Origin of the sequence: Nocardioides sp. dk884, assembly GCF_009557055.1 — a bacterium.
Classification (GTDB): Bacteria; Actinomycetota; Actinomycetes; order Propionibacteriales; family Nocardioidaceae; genus Nocardioides.
The window spans coordinates 2630042-2650267 of record NZ_CP045649.1; the positions used below are offsets into that span (position 1 = coordinate 2630042).

At 73.1% G+C, this 20226-nt stretch carries 17 protein-coding genes; 9 read left to right on the top strand and 8 right to left on the bottom strand.

Annotated elements, in window-relative coordinates:
* Positions 1 to 90 precede the first annotated feature (90 nt).
* The 4 genes from GFH29_RS12690 to GFH29_RS12705 all read left to right on the top strand — a co-directional run bounded on the left by GFH29_RS12690 (position 91) and on the right by GFH29_RS12705 (position 4798).
* Positions 91 to 1353, top strand: a complete 1263-nt coding sequence (locus GFH29_RS12690; RefSeq protein WP_153324160.1) for a sensor histidine kinase — start codon at positions 91 to 93, stop codon at positions 1351 to 1353.
* Entirely contained in the window at positions 1350 to 2015 is a 666-nt protein-coding gene (locus GFH29_RS12695; RefSeq protein ID WP_153324162.1) for a response regulator, read from the top strand. Before GFH29_RS12690 ends, GFH29_RS12695 begins: the two co-directional genes overlap by 4 nt.
* A gap of 123 nt (positions 2016 to 2138) precedes the next feature.
* Positions 2139 to 2918: an ABC transporter ATP-binding protein gene (locus tag GFH29_RS12700; RefSeq protein WP_153324164.1), complete on the top strand. Its 780-nt coding sequence runs from the start codon at positions 2139 to 2141 to the stop codon at positions 2916 to 2918.
* Positions 2919 to 2923: 5 nt separating this feature from the next.
* The gene (locus tag GFH29_RS12705) at positions 2924 to 4798 is read left to right on the top strand and encodes an FtsX-like permease family protein (protein WP_153324165.1); all 1875 of its coding nucleotides are present in this window, start codon (positions 2924 to 2926) and stop codon (positions 4796 to 4798) included.
* Between the two features lie 10 nt (positions 4799 to 4808).
* Here GFH29_RS12705 and GFH29_RS12710 read toward each other — a convergent pair whose 3' ends face one another.
* Complete coding sequence (locus GFH29_RS12710; protein WP_153324167.1) at positions 4809 to 5387, bottom strand: TetR/AcrR family transcriptional regulator; 579 nt, start codon at positions 5385 to 5387, stop codon at positions 4809 to 4811.
* A gap of 56 nt (positions 5388 to 5443) precedes the next feature.
* Between GFH29_RS12710 and GFH29_RS12715 the strand changes: the two genes are divergently transcribed.
* Positions 5444 to 6613, top strand: a complete 1170-nt coding sequence (locus GFH29_RS12715) for an MFS transporter (RefSeq protein ID WP_153337816.1) — start codon at positions 5444 to 5446, stop codon at positions 6611 to 6613.
* Positions 6614 to 6777: 164 nt separating this feature from the next.
* Here GFH29_RS12715 and GFH29_RS12720 read toward each other — a convergent pair whose 3' ends face one another.
* Positions 6778 to 8082 carry an OFA family MFS transporter gene (locus GFH29_RS12720; RefSeq protein ID WP_153324171.1) on the bottom strand — a complete coding sequence of 435 codons (1305 nt, stop codon included), beginning with the start codon at positions 8080 to 8082 and terminating at the stop codon, positions 6778 to 6780.
* A 94-nt stretch (positions 8083 to 8176) separates the two neighbouring features.
* Here GFH29_RS12720 and GFH29_RS12725 point away from each other — a divergent pair, with 94 nt between their 5' ends.
* Positions 8177 to 8824, top strand: a complete 648-nt coding sequence (locus GFH29_RS12725) for an endonuclease (RefSeq protein ID WP_153324173.1) — start codon at positions 8177 to 8179, stop codon at positions 8822 to 8824.
* 51 nt (positions 8825 to 8875) lie between these two features.
* On the opposite strand, the gene GFH29_RS12730 is transcribed toward GFH29_RS12725, so the two are convergent.
* Together GFH29_RS12730 and GFH29_RS12735 are read right to left on the bottom strand one after the other, a co-directional pair.
* A complete protein-coding gene (locus tag GFH29_RS12730; protein ID WP_153324175.1) occupies positions 8876 to 9031 on the bottom strand; it encodes a hypothetical protein in 156 nt (51 codons plus the stop codon).
* Between the two features lie 2 nt (positions 9032 to 9033).
* Positions 9034 to 9258, bottom strand: coding sequence for a hypothetical protein (locus GFH29_RS12735; protein ID WP_153324177.1), 225 nt, complete (start codon positions 9256 to 9258; stop codon positions 9034 to 9036).
* 120 nt (positions 9259 to 9378) lie between these two features.
* Here GFH29_RS12735 and GFH29_RS12740 point away from each other — a divergent pair, with 120 nt between their 5' ends.
* A complete protein-coding gene (locus GFH29_RS12740) occupies positions 9379 to 10506 on the top strand; it encodes an acetate/propionate family kinase (RefSeq protein WP_153324179.1) in 1128 nt (375 codons plus the stop codon).
* Between the two features lie 6 nt (positions 10507 to 10512).
* Here GFH29_RS12740 and GFH29_RS12745 read toward each other — a convergent pair whose 3' ends face one another.
* On the bottom strand, positions 10513 to 12936 hold the full coding sequence (locus GFH29_RS12745; RefSeq protein ID WP_153324181.1) for a phosphoketolase: 2424 nt from the start codon (positions 12934 to 12936) through the stop codon (positions 10513 to 10515).
* 184 nt (positions 12937 to 13120) lie between these two features.
* Between GFH29_RS12745 and GFH29_RS12750 the strand changes: the two genes are divergently transcribed.
* Positions 13121 to 14053, top strand: a complete 933-nt coding sequence (locus GFH29_RS12750; RefSeq protein ID WP_228387470.1) for an ABC transporter ATP-binding protein — start codon at positions 13121 to 13123, stop codon at positions 14051 to 14053.
* Positions 14050 to 15642 (top strand): ABC transporter permease, encoded by a 1593-nt coding sequence (locus GFH29_RS12755; protein ID WP_153324185.1) that lies wholly within the window; start codon positions 14050 to 14052, stop codon positions 15640 to 15642. Before GFH29_RS12750 ends, GFH29_RS12755 begins: the two co-directional genes overlap by 4 nt.
* A gap of 28 nt (positions 15643 to 15670) precedes the next feature.
* Here the strand turns inward: GFH29_RS12755 and crcB are convergent, their stop codons facing one another.
* Genes crcB through GFH29_RS12770 form a run of 3 tightly spaced genes read right to left on the bottom strand, consistent with a single transcriptional unit; the run spans position 15671 to position 20006 of the window.
* Positions 15671 to 16051, bottom strand: a complete 381-nt coding sequence (gene crcB, locus GFH29_RS12760) for a fluoride efflux transporter CrcB (RefSeq protein WP_153324187.1) — start codon at positions 16049 to 16051, stop codon at positions 15671 to 15673.
* On the bottom strand, positions 16048 to 16530 hold the full coding sequence (locus GFH29_RS12765; RefSeq protein WP_153324189.1) for a fluoride efflux transporter FluC: 483 nt from the start codon (positions 16528 to 16530) through the stop codon (positions 16048 to 16050). Before GFH29_RS12765 ends, crcB begins: the two co-directional genes overlap by 4 nt.
* Positions 16530 to 20006 (bottom strand): FUSC family protein, encoded by a 3477-nt coding sequence (locus tag GFH29_RS12770; RefSeq protein WP_153324191.1) that lies wholly within the window; start codon positions 20004 to 20006, stop codon positions 16530 to 16532. Before GFH29_RS12770 ends, GFH29_RS12765 begins: the two co-directional genes overlap by 1 nt.
* Between the last annotated feature and the right edge of the window lie 220 nt (positions 20007 to 20226).

The following is a 20226-nucleotide window of genomic DNA, read 5'->3' on the forward strand; positions in this document are numbered from 1 at the left end:
TGGCTGATGGCGGTGCTCCGCAGTCAGCCCGTGGCTGCGGAGCACCGCCATCACGCAAGGACCGGTGTGCGGGCAGGTAGCGTTCCGGCCGTGAGTCAACCAAGCAGTGTCGCGCCCATCGACGTGCGCGTCGCGGCGGGGACCGGGGCGATCGTGCTGCTCGGGCTGGCAGCGCTCGTCGCCGTCACCTCCGCCGCCCCGGACGCCGGCGTGGTCGCGCCGGTGCCGTCGACGACGGCGTGGGTGCTGGGCGCGGTGACGCTGCTGCTCCAGGCAGCCGCGCTCCTGTGGCGTCGTACGGCGCCGCGCGCGACCCTCCTCGCGACTGCGCTCGGCATGCTCCTGTGTGGCGTCTGGGGGCTCGGCGACGCGATCGGCCTGGCCCAGCCGGCCGTCCTGATCGCGGCGTACACCCTCGGGGTCGAGCGGCCGCTGTCGCGCGACACCGTGCCCACCTTCGCCCTCGCGGCGCTGCTCACCGGCGCCGGGACGACCGTCGCCGGGCTGTTTGGCGGCGAGGAGCTGGCGGCCGCGGTGGGGTTCGGGATGCTGCAGGGCGTCTCGACGGTCGGGGTCCCGCTCGTCGTCGCGATCGTGGTCTCGACGCGGCGCGAGATCCGGCAGGCGCGCGCCAGCCGCACCGAGGCGCTCGAGCGCGAGCACGGGGCGCTCGTGCAGGCGGCCGTCGCCCGCGAGCGCACCGCGATGGCCCGCGAGCTGCACGACATCGCCGCCCACCACCTCTCCGGCATCGCGGTGATGACCGCCGCGATCGGCACCCAGATCGACTCCGACCCGGCCGGCGCCAAGGCCGCGGTCGCGCAGGTGCGCCAGCAGAGCACTGCCGTGCTGCGCGACCTGCGCAGCCTGGTCGGGCTGCTGCGTGAGGACGACCAGGAGGGAGGTCCCGACCGGGTGCGCCCGGAGTCGCTCGCCGGCATCGCCGCGCTGGTCGAGGACGTCACCGGCGCCGGTCGCGACGTCGGGCTGACAGTCCTCTCCGGCGGCCGGCCGCTCGGCGACGGGGTCGGGCCGCTCGCCCAGCTCGCGGCGTACCGGATGGCCCAGGAGGCGCTCGCCAACGCCGCTCGCCACGCCCCCGGGGCCCGCGCCGAGGTCGTCATCGACGACCGTGACCCCGACGCCGTCGAGGTGACCGTCCACAACGAGCGACCCACCGCGGCTCCGCCACCGGAGGGACGCGACGGGTTCGGCATCCTCGGTATGCGCGAGCGGGCCGAGCTCACCGGCGCCAGCCTGGCCGTCGGGCCCACGACCGACGGCGGCTGGCAGGTCGCCCTGGAGATACCGCGCGACCACCGCCTCGAGGGAAGCACGAGGGAACACGCATGATCCGGGTCGTGGTCGCCGATGACCAGCCGCTGGTGCGCGCCGGCCTGCGCACCCTGCTGGGCGCCGAGCCCGACCTCGAGGTGGTCGCGGTCGCCGCCGACGGGCGCGAGGCGGTCGAGGCCGCCCGGACCCTGCGCCCCGACGTGGTCTGCATGGACATCCGGATGCCCGGGCAGGACGGCATCAGCGCCACCCGCGAGCTGTGCGGCCCCGGCGTCGAGGACCCGATCCCGGTGCTGGTGCTCACGACGTTCGACATCGACGACTATCTCTTCGGCGCCCTCGAGGCCGGCGCGTCCGGGTTCCTGCTCAAGGACGCCGAGCCCGAGGTGCTGGTCGCCGCCGTGCGCACCGTCGCCCGCGGCAACGGCACGCTCGACGACGCGCTCACCAAGCGGGTCCTGCGCGAGGTGGTCACCCGTCGCGAGATCGTCCCGGTCACCGCCGGCCGCGCCTCCGAGCTGCTCACCGCCCGCGAGCACGACATCCTGCTGCTGCTCGCCCAGGGGCTGTCCAACGACGAGATCGCCGCCCAGCTGGTGCTCGAGACCTCCACGGTGAAGTCGCACCTGGCCCGGATGATGCCCAAGCTCGGCGTACGCTCCCGCCTCCAGGCCGCGGTCTGGGCCTACCAGAACAAGGTCGTCGCGGTCCCGGACTGAGCCGGGCGGGGCCGCTTACATCGAAGGATGCAACCTCGAGATCTCCCTCTCAGGCCGCTCGCGGCCGGCCGCCGGAATTCCTAGGTTCATGGGTGTCCCCATTCCGCGACCGAGGGAAGCCCGATGACCGTCCCCACGCCCACCCGCACCGTCCAGCCGCCGCTCCCCGGCGCCTCCACCACCGCCGCGCTGCGGCTCCTCGACGTGCACAAGCAGTACGCCGGGGCGCCGGAGCCCGTCCATGCCCTGCGCGGCGTCTCCCTCACCCTGGAGACCGGCTCGTTCACCGCCGTCATGGGGCCCTCGGGCTCCGGGAAGTCCACCCTGCTGCACTGCGCGGCCGGCCTCGACATCCCCACGAGCGGCCGGGTCCTCGTCGGCGAGCGCGACATCAGCGTGCTCTCCCCCGACGACCTCACCCGGTTCCGCCGCGACCAGGTCGGCTTCGTCTTCCAGTCCTACAACCTCATCCCGCACCTCAGCGTCGCCGACAACGTCCGGCTGCCGATGATCCTGGCCGGGCGTGAACCCGACCCGGCCTGGCAGGACGAGCTGCTCCGCGCCGTGGGTCTGGACGGCATGGCGCAGCGACGGCCCGGTGAGCTCTCCGGTGGCCAGGCCCAGCGGGTCGCGATCGCACGGGCGCTGTTCTCACGCCCGACAGTGGTCTTCGCCGACGAGCCGACCGGCGCCCTGGACGCGCGCACCGGCGCCGCGGTCCTGGCGCTGCTGCGCGAGACCGCCCAGCGGCTCGGGCAGACGGTCGTCATGGTGACCCACGACGCCCAGGTCGCCGCGACCGCGGAGCAGGTGCTGTTCCTGTCCGACGGTCGACTCGTCGACCGCTTGAGCGACCCGACCGCGCAGAGCGTCGCGGACCGCATGCTGGGCCTGGAACGGTGAGCGCGATGTGGCCCCTCGCCCGCTCCGGCGCCCGCGCGCACGTCCCCAGCCTGGTCGCGCCGTTCCTGGTCCTCGCCCTCGCGGCGGTCCTGGTCTCGGGCACCGGCGTCCTCGTCGAGTCCGGCCTGCGCTCCCCCGGCGAGGCCGAGTTCCTGGTCGCGCTCGCGCTCTCCTTCGCCGGCACCGCGCTGCTCCTCGTGGTCTTCGTGGTCTCCGCGACCGTCTCCCTCGCGCTGCAGCAGCGTCAGCGGGACTTCGCACTGCTGCGTGCGGTCGGTGCCACGCGCAGCCAGGTCCGCGGCCTGGTCGCTCGCGAGGTCGGCCTGGTGGCGGTGATCGCCACGCCGATCGGCGCGGTCGCCGGGCTCCTCGGCGTACGCGCCCTGACCCCGCAGCTGCGCGACGCCGGCATGGTCGAGCCCGGCTTCGCGATGTCCCTCTCGCCGCTGCCGGTGCTCGCCGCCGTGCTGTTCCTGCTGCCGGTGAGCTACCTCGCCGCTCGGGTCGCGACCCGAGGCACCCTGCGCGCCTCGCCCACCGCCGCCGTCACCCAGAGCGTGGTCGAGCCCACCGGCATCGGGCGCACCCGGCGTACCGCCGCCGTGGTCGTGGCCGCGCTGGGCCTCGCGTCGGCGCTCAGCCCGGCGATCGTGCCCGGGGCCCTCGGCAGCGCCACCGCCGCCGTCTCCGCCTTCCTGCTCATCGGCGCGGCGGCGCTCGCGGGACCGGCGCTGGTCGAGTGGCTGGTGCAGCGCACCGGGGTCCGGCACGGCGGCGCAGCCACCCAGCTCGCGCTCACCAACTCCCGCGGCTTCGCGCGGCGGCTCACGACGGTCGTCGTACCCCTCGCGCTCGCGCTCGGGGTCGGCACCGTGCAGGCCACGCTCGACGACACCCTTGCGGCCGCCGGGGCTCGCGAGCTGGAGGACGGGCTGCACGCCGACCTGATCGTCACCGGCACCGACCTCGACGCGGATCGGCTCGCCGCCATCGCCGCCGTCCCCGGCGTCGAGGTGACCACGCCGCTCGCCTCCGTGCCCGTCCAGGTGCGCACCGACGACGAGGGCGAGTGGCTCGGCTCGCTCGCCTGGGAGCCGACCCAGATGCGGACCCTGCCCGCCGGCGACGTCGAGGAGACCTTCGACCCGCAGGTGAGCGACGGGACCCTGGCCGACCTGGAACGCGAGGACACCATCGCGATCAGCCGCGACGCCCGACTCGAGACCGGCAAGGGGATGGGCGAGCGGATCGCGTTGCGCTGGGACGGCGGCGACCTGACCTGGGCCACCGTCGTGGCGGTCTACGACCGCGGCCTGGGCTTCGGCGGCTACCTCGTCGGTCAGGGCACGCCGGCCGCCCACGGCCTCGACGTCGCCCCCGACACCGTCCTGCTGCGCACCAGCGACCCCGCCGCGCGCGCCGCGGTCGCCGACCTGGGCCTCAGCGTCACCGACGAGGAGCAGTACGTCGCCGCCGCGGGCGCCGCGAGCGACGAGGCGCGCGACCTCTCCACCCTGCTCCTGCTCCTGCTGCTGGTGTTCGTCGCCGTGGCGGCCGCCAACGCGCTGGTCCTGGCGACGGCCGGGCGCCGCGCGGAGCTGCTGCTGCTCTGGCGCACCGGCGCCACCCGGCGCCAGCTGGTGACGATGGCCGGCGTCGAGGCCCTGCTCATCGGGTTGGTCGCGTGGCTGGTCGGCACCGCGACCGTCGTCCCGGCCGTCATCGGTGCCAGCGTGGGGCTGCTCGGACTCGCCGTGCCGCCGCTCGCCCTCACGACGTACGCCGCGCTGAGCGCCGCGGTGCTGCTCATCCCGCTGCTGACGGTCGTGCCGGTGGTGGCCCGCATCGCGCTCGCCCGGCAGGAGCCCGCGCTCGCCTGAGTGCCGTGGCTCAGGCCTCGAGCCGCTCCGGGTGGTCGACGAGCAGAGCCGCGACCGCCCGGGCGGCGCCCGGGGTCGCGGAATCGCCCGGTCGGAGCCGCCTCGCGAGGTCCCCGGAGTACGCCACTTCGAGGGCCTCCGCGAGCGCGTCCGCGTGCTCGCCCGCGACCGGTTCGGCGAGGTGGCGCAGCCGGCGGCGCAGCGACTCGGTCTCCATGCGCAGCGCCTCGGCGAGGACCGGCGGCGGGTCGGCGTACGCGGCTGCGGTCCCGAGGAAGGCGCACCACCGCGCTCCGCTCGCCCGGGCGCGGAACTCCTCCAGGGCGTCGAAGATCGCCAGCAGCCGGCCCCGGCCGTCCGTCGCTCGCTCGATCGCTGTGTCCCACACCTCCAGCCACTCGCGGTGGCGACGCTGGAGTGCCGCGGCGACCAGCGCGTCCCGGCTCCCGTAGGCGCGATACAGCGTCGCCGGCGACACCCCCGCCCGCTGGAGGATCCGGTCGACCGGCGCCTGCGTGTCGCCGGCCGCGAAGACCAGCTCGTCGGTCGCGTCGAGGAGCCGGGTCCGGGTGGTCTCGCGGGTGCCCATGCCCCGGACTATAGGCTCGCCAAGTGAAACGATCGTTATCGTTATCTGCTGTCCCCGTGGCGGACGAGCCGACCGGGCGGCGGTCCGGACGCGAGCTTGCCCTGGTCGTCGCCGGGACCTGCCTGATCGCGGGCACCTACGGGCTGGTCCGGCTCGCCTACGGGCTGTTCCTGCCCGACATCTCGGCCTCGCTCCCGCTCGGCTCGGCGCTGGCCGGGTACGTCTCCTCCGGTGCTTCCGCGGCGTACTGCGCGGGCGCGCTGGTCGGGCTGCTGGCGGGCGACCGGCCGCGCCCCCTCGTGCTCGCGGCCCTGGCAACCGCGGCCCTCGGCGCGCTCGGGATGGCGCTCGCGCCCGGCCTGTGGCTGTTTGTGCCGGCGGCGGTCCTCGCCTCCGCCGGTGCCGGCTTCGCTTCCCCCGGACTGGTGGGAGTGGTGGCGCGCAACATCGCCGCTGAGCGGGTGGCTCGAGCCCAGGCCACCGTCAACGCCGGCACCGGACCGGGCCTGGTCGCCGCCGGACTGCTCGCGCTGCTCGTCTCGCAGTGGCGCCTGGGGTTCACGATCAGCGCCGTGCTCACCGCCGTGGCCGGGCTTTGCGTCCTGGCACTGGACCGCCCGACGTCCGGAGGGGCCCCGCGCCGTACCTCGGGAGATCGGCGGTGGCTGCTGACGCTGCGCCGCCCGGCCCTCGGCGCACTGCTGCTCGGCGCGGCGTCGAGCACCGTGTGGACCTACGGACGCACCCACCTGGTCGACTCCGGGGCCAGCGAGTCCGCGTCCGTCGTCGCCTGGATCGCCCTGGGCGTGGGCGGCAGCGCAACGGTGCTGACCACCCGCCGGCTCGGCTCACTGCCGGCCCGGCGCGCCTGGTGGCTGACGACGGCGAGCGCCGCGGTGGCCACGGCGGCGCTTTTCGCCCCCGACCGTCTCGCTGTCGCCGTCGCCGCGTGCGCGCTCTTCGGATGGGGGTTCGTCGCGGCGAGCTCGGCGCTGATCGCCTGGGTCGCCGAGCTGGCTCCCGACCACGCCGCCCCGGGCACGTCGGCGGTCTTCATCGCCCTCGTGGTCGGCCAGGCGATCGGCTCCGCGGTCACCGGCGGGCTCAGCGCCACTCTCGGCCTTCCGGGTACGTTCCTGCTGGCCGCCGGCGCCACCGTGCTCGCCGCCGGGTGCGGGTGGGATCTGCGCGTCGGTCGACGCGATCCCGTCGGGGTGGCGCGCTGAGCGCCACGAGGTCGCCTTCGGGGTGCGCACAACTGCGCAATTGCTGGAAAAAACACCGCTGCCGCTGCGAACACGGTGTTTTTCCCAGCAATTGCGCCGAAAGACACCTCCTCGAGGCACCCCCCCCCGAGGCCGGGAGCGCGGGCTCGCCGGCGAGCGCGTGCTCACCCCTTGGCGACGACCTGACGCCGGTCGCCCGGCAGCTTGGTGACCAGCGTGAGGGCGACGGAGACCAGCGCGATGATGCCGATCGTGGTGTAGCCGAGGGTGTAGTTCGGGTCGTCGCCGTCGCCGAACAGCGCCGAGATGAGGATCGGGCCGAGCACGCCGCCGAGGCTCCAGCCGATGAGCATCAGCCCGTAGATCCCGCCGGCGTTCTTGACGCCGAAGAAGTCCCCCGCGGTGGCGGGCATCGTGCCGAAGCCGCCGCCGTAGCAGAGGTAGATCACCGCGGCCAGCACGAACCACAGCGCCTGGTTGCTCGCGTGCGGCAGCACGATCAGGCACACGCCCTGCAGCGCCAGCATCGCCGCGAACGCCGGCATCCGCCCGGTGTAGTCCGAGGCGGCCGCCCAGACGATGCGGCCACCGCCGTTGAAGATCGCCAGCACGCCGACGACCGTCGCCGCTGCCGCGCCGCTGTATCCCGCGATGCCCTCCGCGCTCCCGGCCGCCTGGGAGATGAGCGCGATGCCGGCGGCGACGTTCAGCGTCAGGATCGCGGTCAGCAGGTACCACTGCGGGGTGCGCAGCGCTTCCTTCTCGCTGTAGTCCTTGGCCGCCTCAGCGCTGGCGGCACCGGTCTCCTGCTCGTGCCCGGGCACGACGTACCCCTCCGGCGGGTTGCGGAAGAACGACGCGCCGACCAGCGACATCACCAGGTAGGCGAGCCCCAGCCAGAGGAACGCCTTGGAGGGCTGGTCCTCGTCCATGCCGATCAGCCAGCTCGCGACCGGGGACGTCAGCACCGCGCCGAAGCCGAAGCCGCCGACCGCGAGCCCGGTGATCAGGCCCTTCTTGTCGGGGAACCACTTCTGCAGCATCGCGATCGGCACGATGTAGGCGACACCAAGACCGAAACCGCTGATCACGCCATAGCTCAGCACCAGCAGCCACAGGTCCTCGGAGCCGCGGGAGAACGACGCCAGCATGATGCCGACCGCGTAGATCACGCCACCGGCGAGCGCCACGACGCGCGGCCCGCGGCGGTCCTGCATCCGCCCACCGAGGTAGCTGCCGATGAAGATCATCGCGATCGTCACCGTGAACGGCAGCGAGGACTCGACCTTGGACAGCTGCCACGGCTCGGCGTCCTGGTAGGCCTTCGCGAAGACCGACCAGGCATAGACCGCGCCGATGGAGAACTGCAGCAGGAGCCCGGCACCGACCAGCACCCATCTGCTGGCCGACGGGGTCTGCGCACTGCTGTCGGCGCTCTTCGTGGCCGCTGGATCGTGGATCTCGCTCATGACGGACCTCCCGCTCGCTCGTCGTCGCAGTACCCCGGCCGCGGGGATCCGAACCCGCTGCACGCCGGCCCATCCCGCCGGGTACCGCTCGACCATGGACGAGAAGGACACGGCCGCCGCCCTGCTCGAGCGGCACGGCAGGACGTACGCCGAGGACGCGGGGATCAACCTCGCCGACGAGCCGGCCCCGCTGTGGCAGCTGCTCGTGCTCAGCCTCCTGCTGTCCGCGCGGATCCGCTCCGAGATCGCCGTCGCCGCCGCGCGCGAGCTCTTCGCAGCCGGGTGCACGACTCCCCCGCGCACGCGCGACACCCCGCGATCGCGGCTCATCGCCGCCCTCGGCCGAGCCGGGTACCGCCGCTACGACGAGCGCACGGCGACCCAGCTCGCCGAGCTCGCCAACACCGTCCTGGACCGGTACGCCGGGGACCTGCGGCGCCTGCACGAGCAGAGCGACGACCTCGGGCGGGACCTGCAGCAGTTCAAGGGGATCGGCCCCGCGGGCGCGGCGATCTTCTGCCGCGAGGTGCAGGGCGTCTGGCCCGACCTCGCACCGTACGTCGACGAGCTGACCGCCAAGGGAGCAGCCCGGCTCGGGCTGCCGACCTCCCCCGAGGCGTTGGCCGGTCTGGTCGAGCGCCGGGACCTGTCCCGGCTGGTCGCGGGTTGCGTGCGGGCCGCGCGCGACAAGAAGATCGTCGACGACGTGCGGGGGGCCGGTCGGGAGCAGCAGGACAGCTGAGGAGCTCGACAGGCTCGACCAACGAAGGCGGCTCGACCATCGGGTGGGCGGTCAGCGCTCCCGGCGTTCGCGCTCCTCGCGGTCGCGGCGGGCGTCGTCGGCGAGGTCGCGGCGGATGCCCTCGGCGCGGCTGCGCTCGAAGAGCAGGATCGCCGCCACGACACCGGCGGTGAGCAGGATCGTCAGGATCAGTCCGAACAGGGTCATGGTCAGTGGCTGGCCTTGCCGCCCTTGCGGCCGGCCTCCTTCTTCTGCGCGGTCGTGCCGCCCTGCTTGCTGTTGCCGCCCTTGCCGGACTGTTCGCCCCCGTGCTTGGAGGAGTCCTCGGCGTTGGCGATCTTCGCGGCGCGCTCCTTCGACATGCCCTTGTCCTTGAGCGCCTCGTACTGCTTCTCGTTCTTGATGTTTCCCGAGCTCCCCGAACTGCCGGCCATCTCTGCTCACCTCCGCGTCGATGCAGGTACGGCGCTCGCGGTACCCGGCCGCCCCTCGCACAATGCGCGACAGCGTCGGCGCCCGCGGCTACCGTGCAGGGACCGCGAAGGGAGTCCGGCATGACCGATCGGCCCGTGCTTGTGCTCAACGCCGGCTCCTCCTCGCTGAAGTACCAGGTGCTGCGTCCCAGGACCGGCGAGTCGCTGCTCGGCGGCCACCTCGAGCGGCTGCACCACGACGACTTCGGCGCCGCTTTGGTCCGCGTCGCCGAGGAGCTCGAAGGCGCCGGCCTGGGCGTCGACAACCTCGCGGCCGTCGGACACCGCGTGGTCCACGGCGGCTCCCGCTTCGTGGTGCCGACGCTGGTCGACGACGCCGTCCTGGCGGGCCTCGAGGAGCTCGTGCCGCTGGCGCCACTGCACAACCCACCGGCCATCGAGGGGATGCGCCACTCGCGCGAGGTTTACCCCGCCCTCGCCCAGGTCGCCGTCTTCGACACCGCCTACTTCGCCGACCTGCCCGTCGAGGCAGCGACGTACGCCCTCGACCGGGAGCTCGCGGCGAGCCACGGCATCCGGCGCTACGGCGCGCACGGCATCAGCCACCACTACGTCGCCGGCGAGGTCGCGGCCTTCCTCGGCCGCCCGCTCGCCGAGCTCGACCAGATCGTGCTGCACCTCGGCAACGGCGCCTCGGCCACCGCGATCCGGGGCGGGCGCCCGGTGGAGACCTCGATGGGGATGACCCCGCTCGAGGGGCTGGTGATGGGCACCCGCGGCGGTGACCTGGACCCCGGCGTGCTGCTGCACCTGCTGCGCGTCGGCGGCCTCGACGTGGATGAGCTCGACGACCTGCTGCACCACCGCTCCGGCCTGCGCGGGATGTGCGGCCTGCAGGACTTCCGCGACCTCGAGCCGGCCCTCGACGCCGGCGACGAGGCGGCCACGACCGCGTATGCCGTCTACTGCCACCGGCTGCGCAAGTACCTCGGCGCCTACCTCGCCGTGCTCGGCGGCGCCGACGTCATCACCTTCACCGCGGGTGCCGGTGAGCACGTCCCCCGGCTGCGCGCGGACGTGCTCACCGGCCTCGAGCGCCTCGGGATCCGCCTCGACCCCGTCCTCAACTCCGCCGCCGTGGGCCCCGCCCGGATCTCCGATGATGACTCCGAGGTGGCAGTGCTCGTCGTCCCCACCCACGAGGAGCTCTCGATCGCGCGACAGGTCGTCGAGGTGCTGGCGGGCTGACTCCCCTCAGTGCTGCTCGGCGAGGACCTCGGGACGGGCGGTGGTCGAGGGCGAGGCGCCCCGGGCAGGAGCGGCCCCCGGGGTCCAGGACCAGTCGCGGACCTCCGGCAGGTCCTCGCCGTACTCTCGCGTCCACAGGTGGGCCCGGCGGCGGGTGTCGACCATCCGCTGACGCAGGGTGGCGGCGCGCTGCCCCAGCGAGGGCACCCGGTCGATGACGTCCATGACCAGGTGGAAGCGGTCCAGGTCGTTCATCATCACCATGTCGAACGGCGTGGTGGTGGTGCCCTCCTCCTTGTAGCCGCGCACGTGCAGGTTCGCGTGGTTGGTGCGGCGGTAGGTCAGCCGGTGGATGAGCCAGGGGTAGCCGTGGTAGGCGAACACCACCGGCTTGTCGGCGGTGAAGACGGTGTCGAAGTCGCGCGCGGACAGCCCGTGCGGGTGCTCGGTGTCGTCCTGCAGGCGCATCAGGTCCACGACGTTGACGAAGCGCACCTTCAGCTCGGGCAGGTACTCGCGCAGGATCGAGGTGGCCGCCAGCGCCTCCACGGTCGGTACGTCGCCGGCGCAGGCGATCACCACGTCGGGGTCGCCGTCGTCGCTGGAGGCCCAGTCCCAGATGCCGAGCCCCCGCGCGCAGTGCAGGTCCGCGGCGTCGGCGTCGAGCCAGTCGAAGGTCGGCTGCTTGCCCGCGACCACGACGTTGACGTAGTGGGTGGTCTCGAGGCAGTGCCGCATCGTCGAGAGCAGGGTGTTGGTGTCCGGCGGCAGGTAGACCCGCACGACCTCGGCCTTCTTGTTCACGACGTGGTCGATGAACCCGGGGTCCTGGTGGGAGAAGCCGTTGTGGTCCTGGCGCCACACGTGCGAGGTGAGCAGGTAGTTGAGCGAGGAGATCGGCGGGCGCCAGGTCATCGTGCGGGTGGTCTTGAGCCACTTCGCGTGCTGGTTGAGCATCGAGTCGACAAGGTGGATGAACGCCTCGTAGCAGCTGAACAGCCCGTGGCGCCCGGTCAGCAGGTAGCCCTCCAGCCAGCCCTGGCAGGTGTGCTCGGAGAGCAGCTCGACCACCCGGCCGTGGTGGCCGAGGTGCTCGTCGCTGTCGCGGATCTCCCCGGCGAAGACCTTGTCGGTGACCTCGTAGACCGCGTCGAGCCGGTTGGAGGCGGTCTCGTCGGGCCCGAAGACCCGGAAGTTGTCAGGGTTCTGGCGCACCACCTCCACGAGGTAGCGGCCCAGCACCCGGGTGGGCTCGTGGACCGAGGCCCCGGGGTGTGCGACGTCGACCGCGGACCCGCGGAAGTCCGGCAGGCGCAGCGGTCGGCGCAGCAGGCCGCCGTTGGCGTGCGGGTTCGCGCTCATCCGCCGGTTGCCCCGCGGTGCCAGCGCCTGCAGCCGCGGGACCGGGCGGCCCTCAGCGTCGAAGAGCTCGTCGGGGCGGTAGGAACGCAGCCACGACTCGAGGATCGCGCGGTGCTCGGCGTTGTCGCGGGTGCCCGACAGCGGCACCTGGTGGGCGCGCCAGGTGCCCTCGACCTGCACCCCGTCCACGGTGTGCGGGCCGGTCCAGCCCTTCGGGGTCACCAGCAGCACCATCGGCCAGGGCCGGCGCTCCAGGTCGCCGTCCTCACGCGCCGCGCGCTGGATCTCGGTGATCCGGTCGTGCGCCTGGTCCAGCGCCGCGGCGAGCTGACGATGTACGTCGGCGGGGTCGTCGCCCTCGACCGTGAGCACCTCGTGGCCGTAGCCGCGCAGCAGCGCGAGCAGCTCCTCGCGCGGGATCCGTGCCGGGACGGTCGGGTTGGCGATCTTGTAGCCGTTGAGGTGCAGGACGGGCAGTACGGCGCCGTCGTGCACCGGGTCGACGAACTTGTTGGCGTGCCACGACGCGGCCAGCGGGCCGGTCTCGAACTCTCCGTCCCCGACCACGGCGGTGACCACGAGGTCGGGGTTGTCCATCGCCGCGCCGTACGCGTGGGAGAGGACGTAGCCGAGCTCGCCGCCCTCGTGGATCGAGCCGGGGGTCTCCGGCGCCACGTGGCTGGGCACCCCGCCCGGGAACGAGAACTGGCGGAACAGCTGGCGCATCCCCTCGGCGTCCTCGCTGACCTGCGGGTACACCTCGCTGTAGGTGCCCTCCAGCCACGCGTTCGCGATCGCGGCCGGCCCGCCGTGCCCGGGGCCGGCGAGGAAGATCATGTCGACGTCGCGCTCGCGGATCAGCCGGTTGAGGTGGGTCCACAGCAGGTTGAGACCCGGGGTGGTCCCCCAGTGGCCGAGCAGGCGCGGCTTGATGTCCTCGCGGGTCAGCGGCGTCCTCAGGAGCGGGTCGTCCATCAGGTAGATCTGGCCGACGGACAGGTAGTTCGCCGCCCGCCACCACGCGTCGAGGTCCGCGAGCTGGTCGTCGTCGAGGGCGTGCTCGGTCATGGGGCTCTCCTGTGCTGGTGAGGAGGTGCTGGCCGACAGGGCTGGTGTGCACGCTAGGGCGGATCGGCCGGGAGCGGAACCGCCTCCTGCGCCGCCGCGGGCGGCAGCAGGCCGCAGCGAGCCTCCGCTCGGCGTCGGCAGGCGTACGGTGAGGAGCGCGCACCCCGGCGACGAGGGAGGGGCCGTGGCCACGACGACACCCGACCCGGACGCCGCGATCCGCATCGAGGGCCTGGTCAAGAGGTTCGGGTCGTTCACCGCCCTGGACCACTTGGACCTGCGGGTTGGGCGGGGCGAGGTGCACGGCTTCCTCGGTCCGAACGGCGCTGGCAAGTCCACGACGATCCGGGTGCTGCTCGGGCTGCTGCGGGCCGACGCGGGCACGGTCGAGCTGCTGGGCGGCGACCCGTGGCGCGACGTGGTCGCGCTGCACCGCCGGCTGGCCTACGTGCCGGGTGACGTGGTGCTCTGGCCTGGTCTGTCCGGCGGCGAGGCGATCGACCTGCTCGGGAACCTGCGCGGCGGGCTCGACCCGGCGCGGCGCGATCGGCTCATCGAGCGCTTCGAGCTGGACCCGACCAAGCGCGGCCGGCAGTACTCCAAGGGCAACCGGCAGAAGGTCGCGATCGTCGCCGCCCTCGCCGCCGACGTCGAGCTCCTCATCCTCGACGAGCCGACCTCGGGCCTCGACCCGCTGATGGAGGCGGTGTTCCAGGACGAGGTCGGCGCGGAGAAGGCCCGAGGACGCACCATCCTGCTGTCGAGCCACATCATGAGCGAGGTCGAGGCGCTCGCCGACCGGGTGAGCATCATCCGCCAGGGCACCATCGCCCAGACCGGGACACTGGCCGACCTGCGTGGTCAGGCGCGGGTCGCGATCAGCGCCACCCTCGGCCGTCCACCCGCGGACCCGTCCGGTCTCGGCGCGCTGGACGGCGTGCTCCACGACGCCGTGCTCGACGCGCGGCACCGCCTCACCGCCAGCGTCGAGCCGGACCGGATCAACGAGGCGATGGCCGCGCTGGTGGCCTACGACCTGTCCGCGCTCACCGTGTCGCCGGCGTCGTTGGAGGATCTCTTCCTGCGCCACTACGACGCAGGGGACGCCGAGCCGTGAGCGCGGCGCTGACCGGGACCCGTCCGCTGCTGAAGGTGTCGTTGCGACAGGACGCCCGCCACATCGCCCCGTGGGTGGCCGGGATCTCGGCGCTCTCCGCGTCCTCGATCCTGGCCTACGCCTGGATCTTTCCCGATGCCTCCGACCGCGAGCAGCTCGCCCGGACGCTGGGGGTCAACCCCGCCCTCGCCCTCATCTTCGGCCCGGCCCGTGACCTGAGGACCGCGGACGGGTTCAACAGCTGGCGCGCCGGCATGCTGGGGGCGTTCTTCGCCGCACTGATGGCGATCCTGATCGTCGTGCGCAACAGCCGCGCCCAGGAGGACTCGGGGCAGGCGGAGCTGGTCGCCTCGGGCGTCATGGCGCGGGGCACCCGGCTCGCGGTCGCCGTGCTGATGGCGAGCACCGCCTCGGTCGCCCTCGGTGTGGTCTGCTTCGCGGTGACCCTCGCCTGCGGAGGCGGGGTGAGCGCCACGCTGATCCTGTCGGCGACGTTCACCGCCTCGGGGCTGATGTTCACCGGCGTCGCTGCGGTCGCTGCGCAGCTGGGCTCGGACGCCCACGCTGCGTCGAGCATCGCGATCGGCACCCTCGGTGTCTGCTACGTGGCGCGCGGCTACGTCGACTCCTCGGACCCCGACGGCGACGCCACCTGGCTCACGCCGTTGGGCTGGTTGTCGCAGACCCGGCCGGGCACGGAGGACAACCCGTGGCCGCTGCTCCTCGCCCTGGTCCTCGCGATCGCGCTCGTGGCCGTCGCGTTCGTGCTGCAGCAGCACCGCGACTTCGCGCAGGGGATGCTCTCGCAACGGCCGGGACCGGCTCGTGCCGGGTTGGCCGGCAGCGTCTGGGGGCTGGCGCTGCGGCTCAACGTCGGCGCCCTGGCCACCTGGCTGATCGCCTTCGTCGCCCTGGGCTTCGTCTTCGGCAACCTGGCCACCTCGGTCGGCGACGTCGCCGCAGACAGCCCGGCACTGGCAGACATCGTCGCCTCGGGCGGCGGCGCCGGCGTCGACCTCACGTCGGCGTTCATCACCACGATCCTGCAGATCATCGCCATCGTCGCCGCCATCACCGGGGTGCAGGTCGCGCAGCGCATCCACGGCGAGGAGGTCGCGCACCGCGTCGAGCCGCTCCTGGCCGGGTCGTTGCGGCGTACGACGTTCCTCGCCAGCCACGTCACCATCGCCCTGGTGGGGTCAGCGATCGCAATGCTCGTCGCCGGCACCACGCTCGCGCTGGTGGCCTCCACCCGGGACGACACGGTCGCCTTCCGCGACGTCGTGGCGCAGGCGGCGGTGACCGTTCCGGGGGTCTGGGCCCTGGTGGCCCTGGCCCTCGCCTTCGTCGGGGCCGAGCCCTCGCGTCGCCTCGTGGGCTGGCTCGGGGTCGTGGCGACCTTCGGGCTCACGCTGCTGGGCCCGACGTTCAAGCTGCCCGACTGCGCCCTCGACATCAGCCCACTGCGCCACGTCCCCGACGTCACGGCCGACTCCCCCGACTGGGCCGGCCTCACCGGGCTGGGCGTGGTCGTCGTCGCGCTGCTCGCCGTCGGCTTCGCGGGGTTCCGGCGCCGCGACGTCGCCTGAGCCGACCACGCGGCCGCGCGAGTGGCGCCTAGGCCCGCGACCCGTAGTAGTAGCCGACGAACGCGACGCCGACGCAGACCACCAGCACGCCGACGCCGTAGGCCAGCGCCAGGCCGTACTGCTTCTGCCGCACGAGCTGCACCGCCTCGTAGCTGGCGGTGCTGAAGGTCGTGTACCCGCCCAGCGGTCCCACAGCGAGGATCGCGCGCACGTCGGTGTCCTCCATCCGCCCGGCCACCAGGCCAGTCAGCAGACCGAGGACGAAGGCGCCGCTGACGTTGATGATCGTGGTCGCCCAAGGGAACGACGACCCCTTCGTCCGGGACCCGATCAGGCCGTCGAGCACATAGCGCAGCGCAGCGCCGACGCCGCCGGTGAGCACGAGCAGCAAGTAGAGCGGCAGGGTCACCGCTCCACCTCCTCACTCGGTGCCGGGTGCCGCTGGATCCGGGCCCCAGCCACGATGCCCGCGATCGTGGCCGCGGCCCCGACGACCACGGTGCCGCATGCGTAGGCCAGCGCCATTCCGATCCGGCCGTTGTCGAGCAGCACGGCGGTGTCGGTCGCCAAGGCACTGTACGTGGTGAGGCCGCCACAGAAGCCTGCGCCGAGCAGCGCCTTGAGGCGCACGGTGTCCATCGGCCTGGGAACGGTGCGGCTGAGCCCCTCGTAGAGGAACCCGAGCAGGAAGGCGCCGATCACGTTCACGACCGGGATCATCACCGGGATCCCGTCGAGGTCCGGGATCTCCCGCGACAGCACCTCGCGGCACCCCGCACCGATGCCGCCGCCGACCAGCACCAGACCGATCGACGCCGGTTGGAAGTGCGCCGGACGCCTGCGTCGCCGGCCGCCGGAGTCCCCGGGCGTGCTGGTGGTGTCGAGCATCAGGCGACCGTACTGGCGTGCGCCGGGGCGACACCCTCGAGGGCACCCGGAGAGACCAGTTCGAGCAGCGCCAGCACCGTCTGGTTGATCCGGGTCAGCTCGCGCATGACGTCGTCCATCAGCCGGTCCGTCGGGCCGCTACCGCTCATTTCGAAGGACGCGACCTCGAGCACGAGCGGGCCGGGGAGCCGCCCGTCCAGGGCGGTGGTGAGCGCGGCGATGTTCGTGCTCGTGGACCGGGCCATCCCGCGCCAGTCCTGGTCGTGCGGCCCCACCCCCGTCACGATCGCCCGCTCGGCGGCACGCACGAGACGGCGCGCGTGGCTGGTCAGCGCCCACACCGCAGTGAGGCGGCCCTCGATGCCCTCGGGTCCGAGCGCCCCGGGCGCGTGCCGCAGCGGTTCGGCCGTCGCCACCACCGTGCGGACGTCCTGGCTGGCGGTGAGCACCCGTTGCCTCAGCTCCGGGAGCGCGGTCGGGGGCGCCCCGGCGAGCCGCCCCATGCTGGCGGTGACGATCGCATCGATGTCGCGGGCCAGGACGCTGACGTTCTCGTCGAGCACCGTCCGGGTCCGCGTCGGCAGGACGACGTAGGCCACCACGAGAGCGATGACGGCGCCGAGAAGCGTCTCCGCCACCCGCTGCGCGAGCGCCAAGGTGGTCAGGTTGCCGAGGTACTCGTAGAGCAGCGCGAAGATCATGGTCGTCCAGAACGTCGCGACCGCCGGACTCACCTGGCGGTAGTAGACGGAGGCGAACACGGCGAGGGCCAGCAGCGGCATGATGACGGGGGCGATCGCAGCCTCGGACAGCGCGATCCCGAAGCCCACGGCTGCGCCGACCACGGTGCCCGCGACCCGCCGCGCGCCCTTCACGAACGTGTCCCCGTCGGTGTCGCCGAGCACCTGGAACGCCGACAGCGTCGCCCAGTACTGATGGGTGGTGGAGACCAGCCAGCCGACCAGCAGCGAGGCCGCGCTCGCGACCCCGGCCTGGACGGCCCGCCGCACCGCCGGCGCCAGCAGTCCGCTCCCCCGGCCTGCGTCGGGCGCTGCTGCCACACCGGTGTCGCCCGCGGCGGGAATGGTGGTGGTGTCGGCGACCTCCTGGCGTTCCTCCTCGCGCTCCTCCTCGGCCTGTGCGGTCGCGGCCACCTCGGCGACCGGCGGGTCCATCGCGGCGATCGCCGCGTCACGCAACCGCACGGCCGAACGGTGCAGCTCGTCGACGGACTCGAAGACCAGGCGCGCCGCACGCGGCCATGCTGCGGGCGGGTCGGCGTCCACCCACGGCGCCAGCCCGCTCGGCGCCCGTCTCCCCCCGTCCGAGCCGGGCAGCGAGGCCACCGTCAGCTCGGCCAGATGGGCCTGGAGCAGATCGACACGGCCGGCGAGGCGGGCACGCGCCTCCAACGAGACCGTGACGCCGGCGAGGCCGCGAGCCGACGCGACCAGGCTCATCAGGGCGAGCTCGGAATCGAAGAGCCGGAGCCGCAGGGCCACGGCGCGCCCGGCCGGCATCCCGGCCGTGGCCTCTCCCTGCCGGAGCTGACCGCCGACGAACGTCGCGTGAGCACGCAGCTGCTGGAGCTCGACCTCGACGTGCGTGCGCACCGCGCGGTCCCAGCGCGCCCAGGAGACAGCATCCAGCAGTGCGTCCATCGAGGAGACCATGCGTCGGGCGTAGCCCTCGAGGCCCTGACGCAGGACCACCGGCGGCCGCTCGGGGATGAGGACGTGGTTGAAGACGAACGCCGCCCCGACGCCGACCACCGCGGCCGCGACGTAGGCGAGGACGTCGGAGGGCTCGAGGCGCAGGATCAGCGCGAAGTAGTAGCCCATGAACGACACCTGCCCCAGCGTCGACCAGCGTGGCCCGAAGCGTCTGGCCGCCACGGCGAGGGTCGCCACCGCCACCACGAGCACACCGGTGAGCCAGACGGAGTCCGAGACGAGCGCTCCGAGCAGCACCAGCGCCGAGATGGGCACCGCGACGACGAGGCTGGTGATCCGCCGATCCCGCTGGGTCTGGCCCACGGCCGCGCCCGAGCTCAGCATCGCCACGAAACCGCCGAAGACCGCCGGCTCGACGGATGTCCGGTCGAGCCCGTCGAAGACCGCGTACAGCGCCCCCGCGGAGGCGACCGCGGCAAGCATCGCACGCGTGGCCGCGCGGAGGCGGGCGTTGCCGGGGTCGGTCAGGGACAGGAACCGGGCCGCGAACAGCTGGCGACGCGTCGGGGGCTCACGGCTGGCCCGCACCGACAGCAGGCGCGGGTCGATGTCCGGGACCGTCCCCGTCTGCACGCTGCTCAGGGCGACGCTGTCCTCGGCCTGGAGCATGGAGACGGGCCGGTCGCTGACGATCACCGGCTGGTAGTCGAGGTCGTCGCTCACGGCGAGGGTCATGCGTTGCGCGCGGAACTCGAACGGCAGCCACTGGCGGTAGCGCTGGTAGGCGTCGTCGAGGTCCGCGAGCGGGTCGATGCGCGCCAGCTGGCCCATCGCGGCGTTCAGCTCGACGAACCGCGTCACCCACAGGTCCCGCGTGTCACGCTCCGGGTGGCCCACGATGCGCTCGAACTCCTCGCGGCTCACGACCTCCGGGACCGCCACGTTGCGCCAGGTGGCCATCCGCTCGAGGTAGTCCTCGAACTCCAGGAACTGGAAGGTCAGCGGTACCAGTCCCGGCTCGGTGGCGGCCGGGTGGCCGGTCGGGAGCCCCCACCGCAGCGCACTCAGTGTCCCCGCGAGCATCCGGACGGCGTACGGCAGCGCGAACTGGTCCTGCCCGCTCTGGAAGTAGTACGCCGAGTGGTGGAACCGCAGTCCGTCGACGTAGGAGGAGAACGAGCCCGCGATGCCGTCGAGGTGGCCATCGAGACCGCTGGGCTCGCCCTCACGGAAGAACGGCGCCAGGCTCGCGACCGGTGACCCCGCCCCACGCTCGGCGGTGAAGAAATACCGGCACAGGGCACTGAGGTCGCTGATCACCGAGAACACGCCGAGCAGGAAGGTCAGGATCAGCGACAGCAGGAGGACCCCGCTCAGGGTCTCGGCGATGCTGAGGAAGCGCAGCAGGTCGGTCTCGGCGGTGAGGGCGGAGCCGCCCACTGTCGAGAGCTGCGCGGCGCTGAAGTAGAGAGCATCGAAGAGGGTCAGGCCGGCGTCGGTGCCCGAGACCGAGAAGGCGCTGCGCGACATCTGGCCGTAATAGATGAGGCCGAACCCGACGATGATCCCGAGCAGCCAGGCGATGATGATCACCACCATGTGCACCCACGTGACCTGGCGCAGGACGGCGCGCCGCCAGCGCCGCGACATGCGGCGCGTGAACAGGCGCACGACGAGCCAGACGCCCCGGCTCAGTCGCCCGGAGATGAAGCCGTCCTCGTCGAAGTCCAGCGCCGTGAGGACGACGTCGAGCAGCGCCGCCGTGAGGACGACGATCCCGAGAAGAAGCCACAGGTTGTCCATCAACCCGGCTAACCGCTCGTCGAGGGTGGCTCGCTGGCGAGCGGAGACGACATAGCCCCATTACCACACAGAGGTGTCGGCCTGGCCAGAGCCTGCCGAATCTGGGGCGCGGGTATCAGGGCCGGGGTTTTCCTGTATCTGGGCCCCCTCGGGCGGGGGAGGACAAGGGCCCTCCCCCGGGGCGGGACTTCGGCCCTACCTGCCCCATCGGCTCTCGGCG

Excerpts from the sequence above, each read along its gene's own strand:
- GFH29_RS12740 (WP_153324179.1), top strand. The coding sequence starts at position 9,379 with ATGACCGATCGGCCCGTGCTTGTGCTCAACGCCGGCTCCTCCTCGCTG.
- GFH29_RS12710 (WP_153324167.1), bottom strand. The coding sequence starts at position 5,387 with ATGGGCACCCGCGAGACCACCCGGACCCGGCTCCTCGACGCGACCGAC.
- GFH29_RS12735 (WP_153324177.1), bottom strand. The coding sequence starts at position 9,258 with ATGGCCGGCAGTTCGGGGAGCTCGGGAAACATCAAGAACGAGAAGCAG.
- GFH29_RS12745 (WP_153324181.1), bottom strand. The coding sequence starts at position 12,936 with ATGACCGAGCACGCCCTCGACGACGACCAGCTCGCGGACCTCGACGCG.
- GFH29_RS12720 (WP_153324171.1), bottom strand. The coding sequence starts at position 8,082 with ATGAGCGAGATCCACGATCCAGCGGCCACGAAGAGCGCCGACAGCAGT.
- GFH29_RS12765 (WP_153324189.1), bottom strand. The coding sequence starts at position 16,530 with ATGCTCGACACCACCAGCACGCCCGGGGACTCCGGCGGCCGGCGACGC.
- GFH29_RS12730 (WP_153324175.1), bottom strand. The coding sequence starts at position 9,031 with ATGACCCTGTTCGGACTGATCCTGACGATCCTGCTCACCGCCGGTGTC.
- GFH29_RS12695 (WP_153324162.1), top strand. The coding sequence starts at position 1,350 with ATGATCCGGGTCGTGGTCGCCGATGACCAGCCGCTGGTGCGCGCCGGC.
- GFH29_RS12725 (WP_153324173.1), top strand. The coding sequence starts at position 8,177 with ATGGACGAGAAGGACACGGCCGCCGCCCTGCTCGAGCGGCACGGCAGG.
- GFH29_RS12700 (WP_153324164.1), top strand. The coding sequence starts at position 2,139 with ATGACCGTCCCCACGCCCACCCGCACCGTCCAGCCGCCGCTCCCCGGC.
- GFH29_RS12705 (WP_153324165.1), top strand. The coding sequence starts at position 2,924 with ATGTGGCCCCTCGCCCGCTCCGGCGCCCGCGCGCACGTCCCCAGCCTG.
- GFH29_RS12770 (WP_153324191.1), bottom strand. The coding sequence starts at position 20,006 with ATGGACAACCTGTGGCTTCTTCTCGGGATCGTCGTCCTCACGGCGGCG.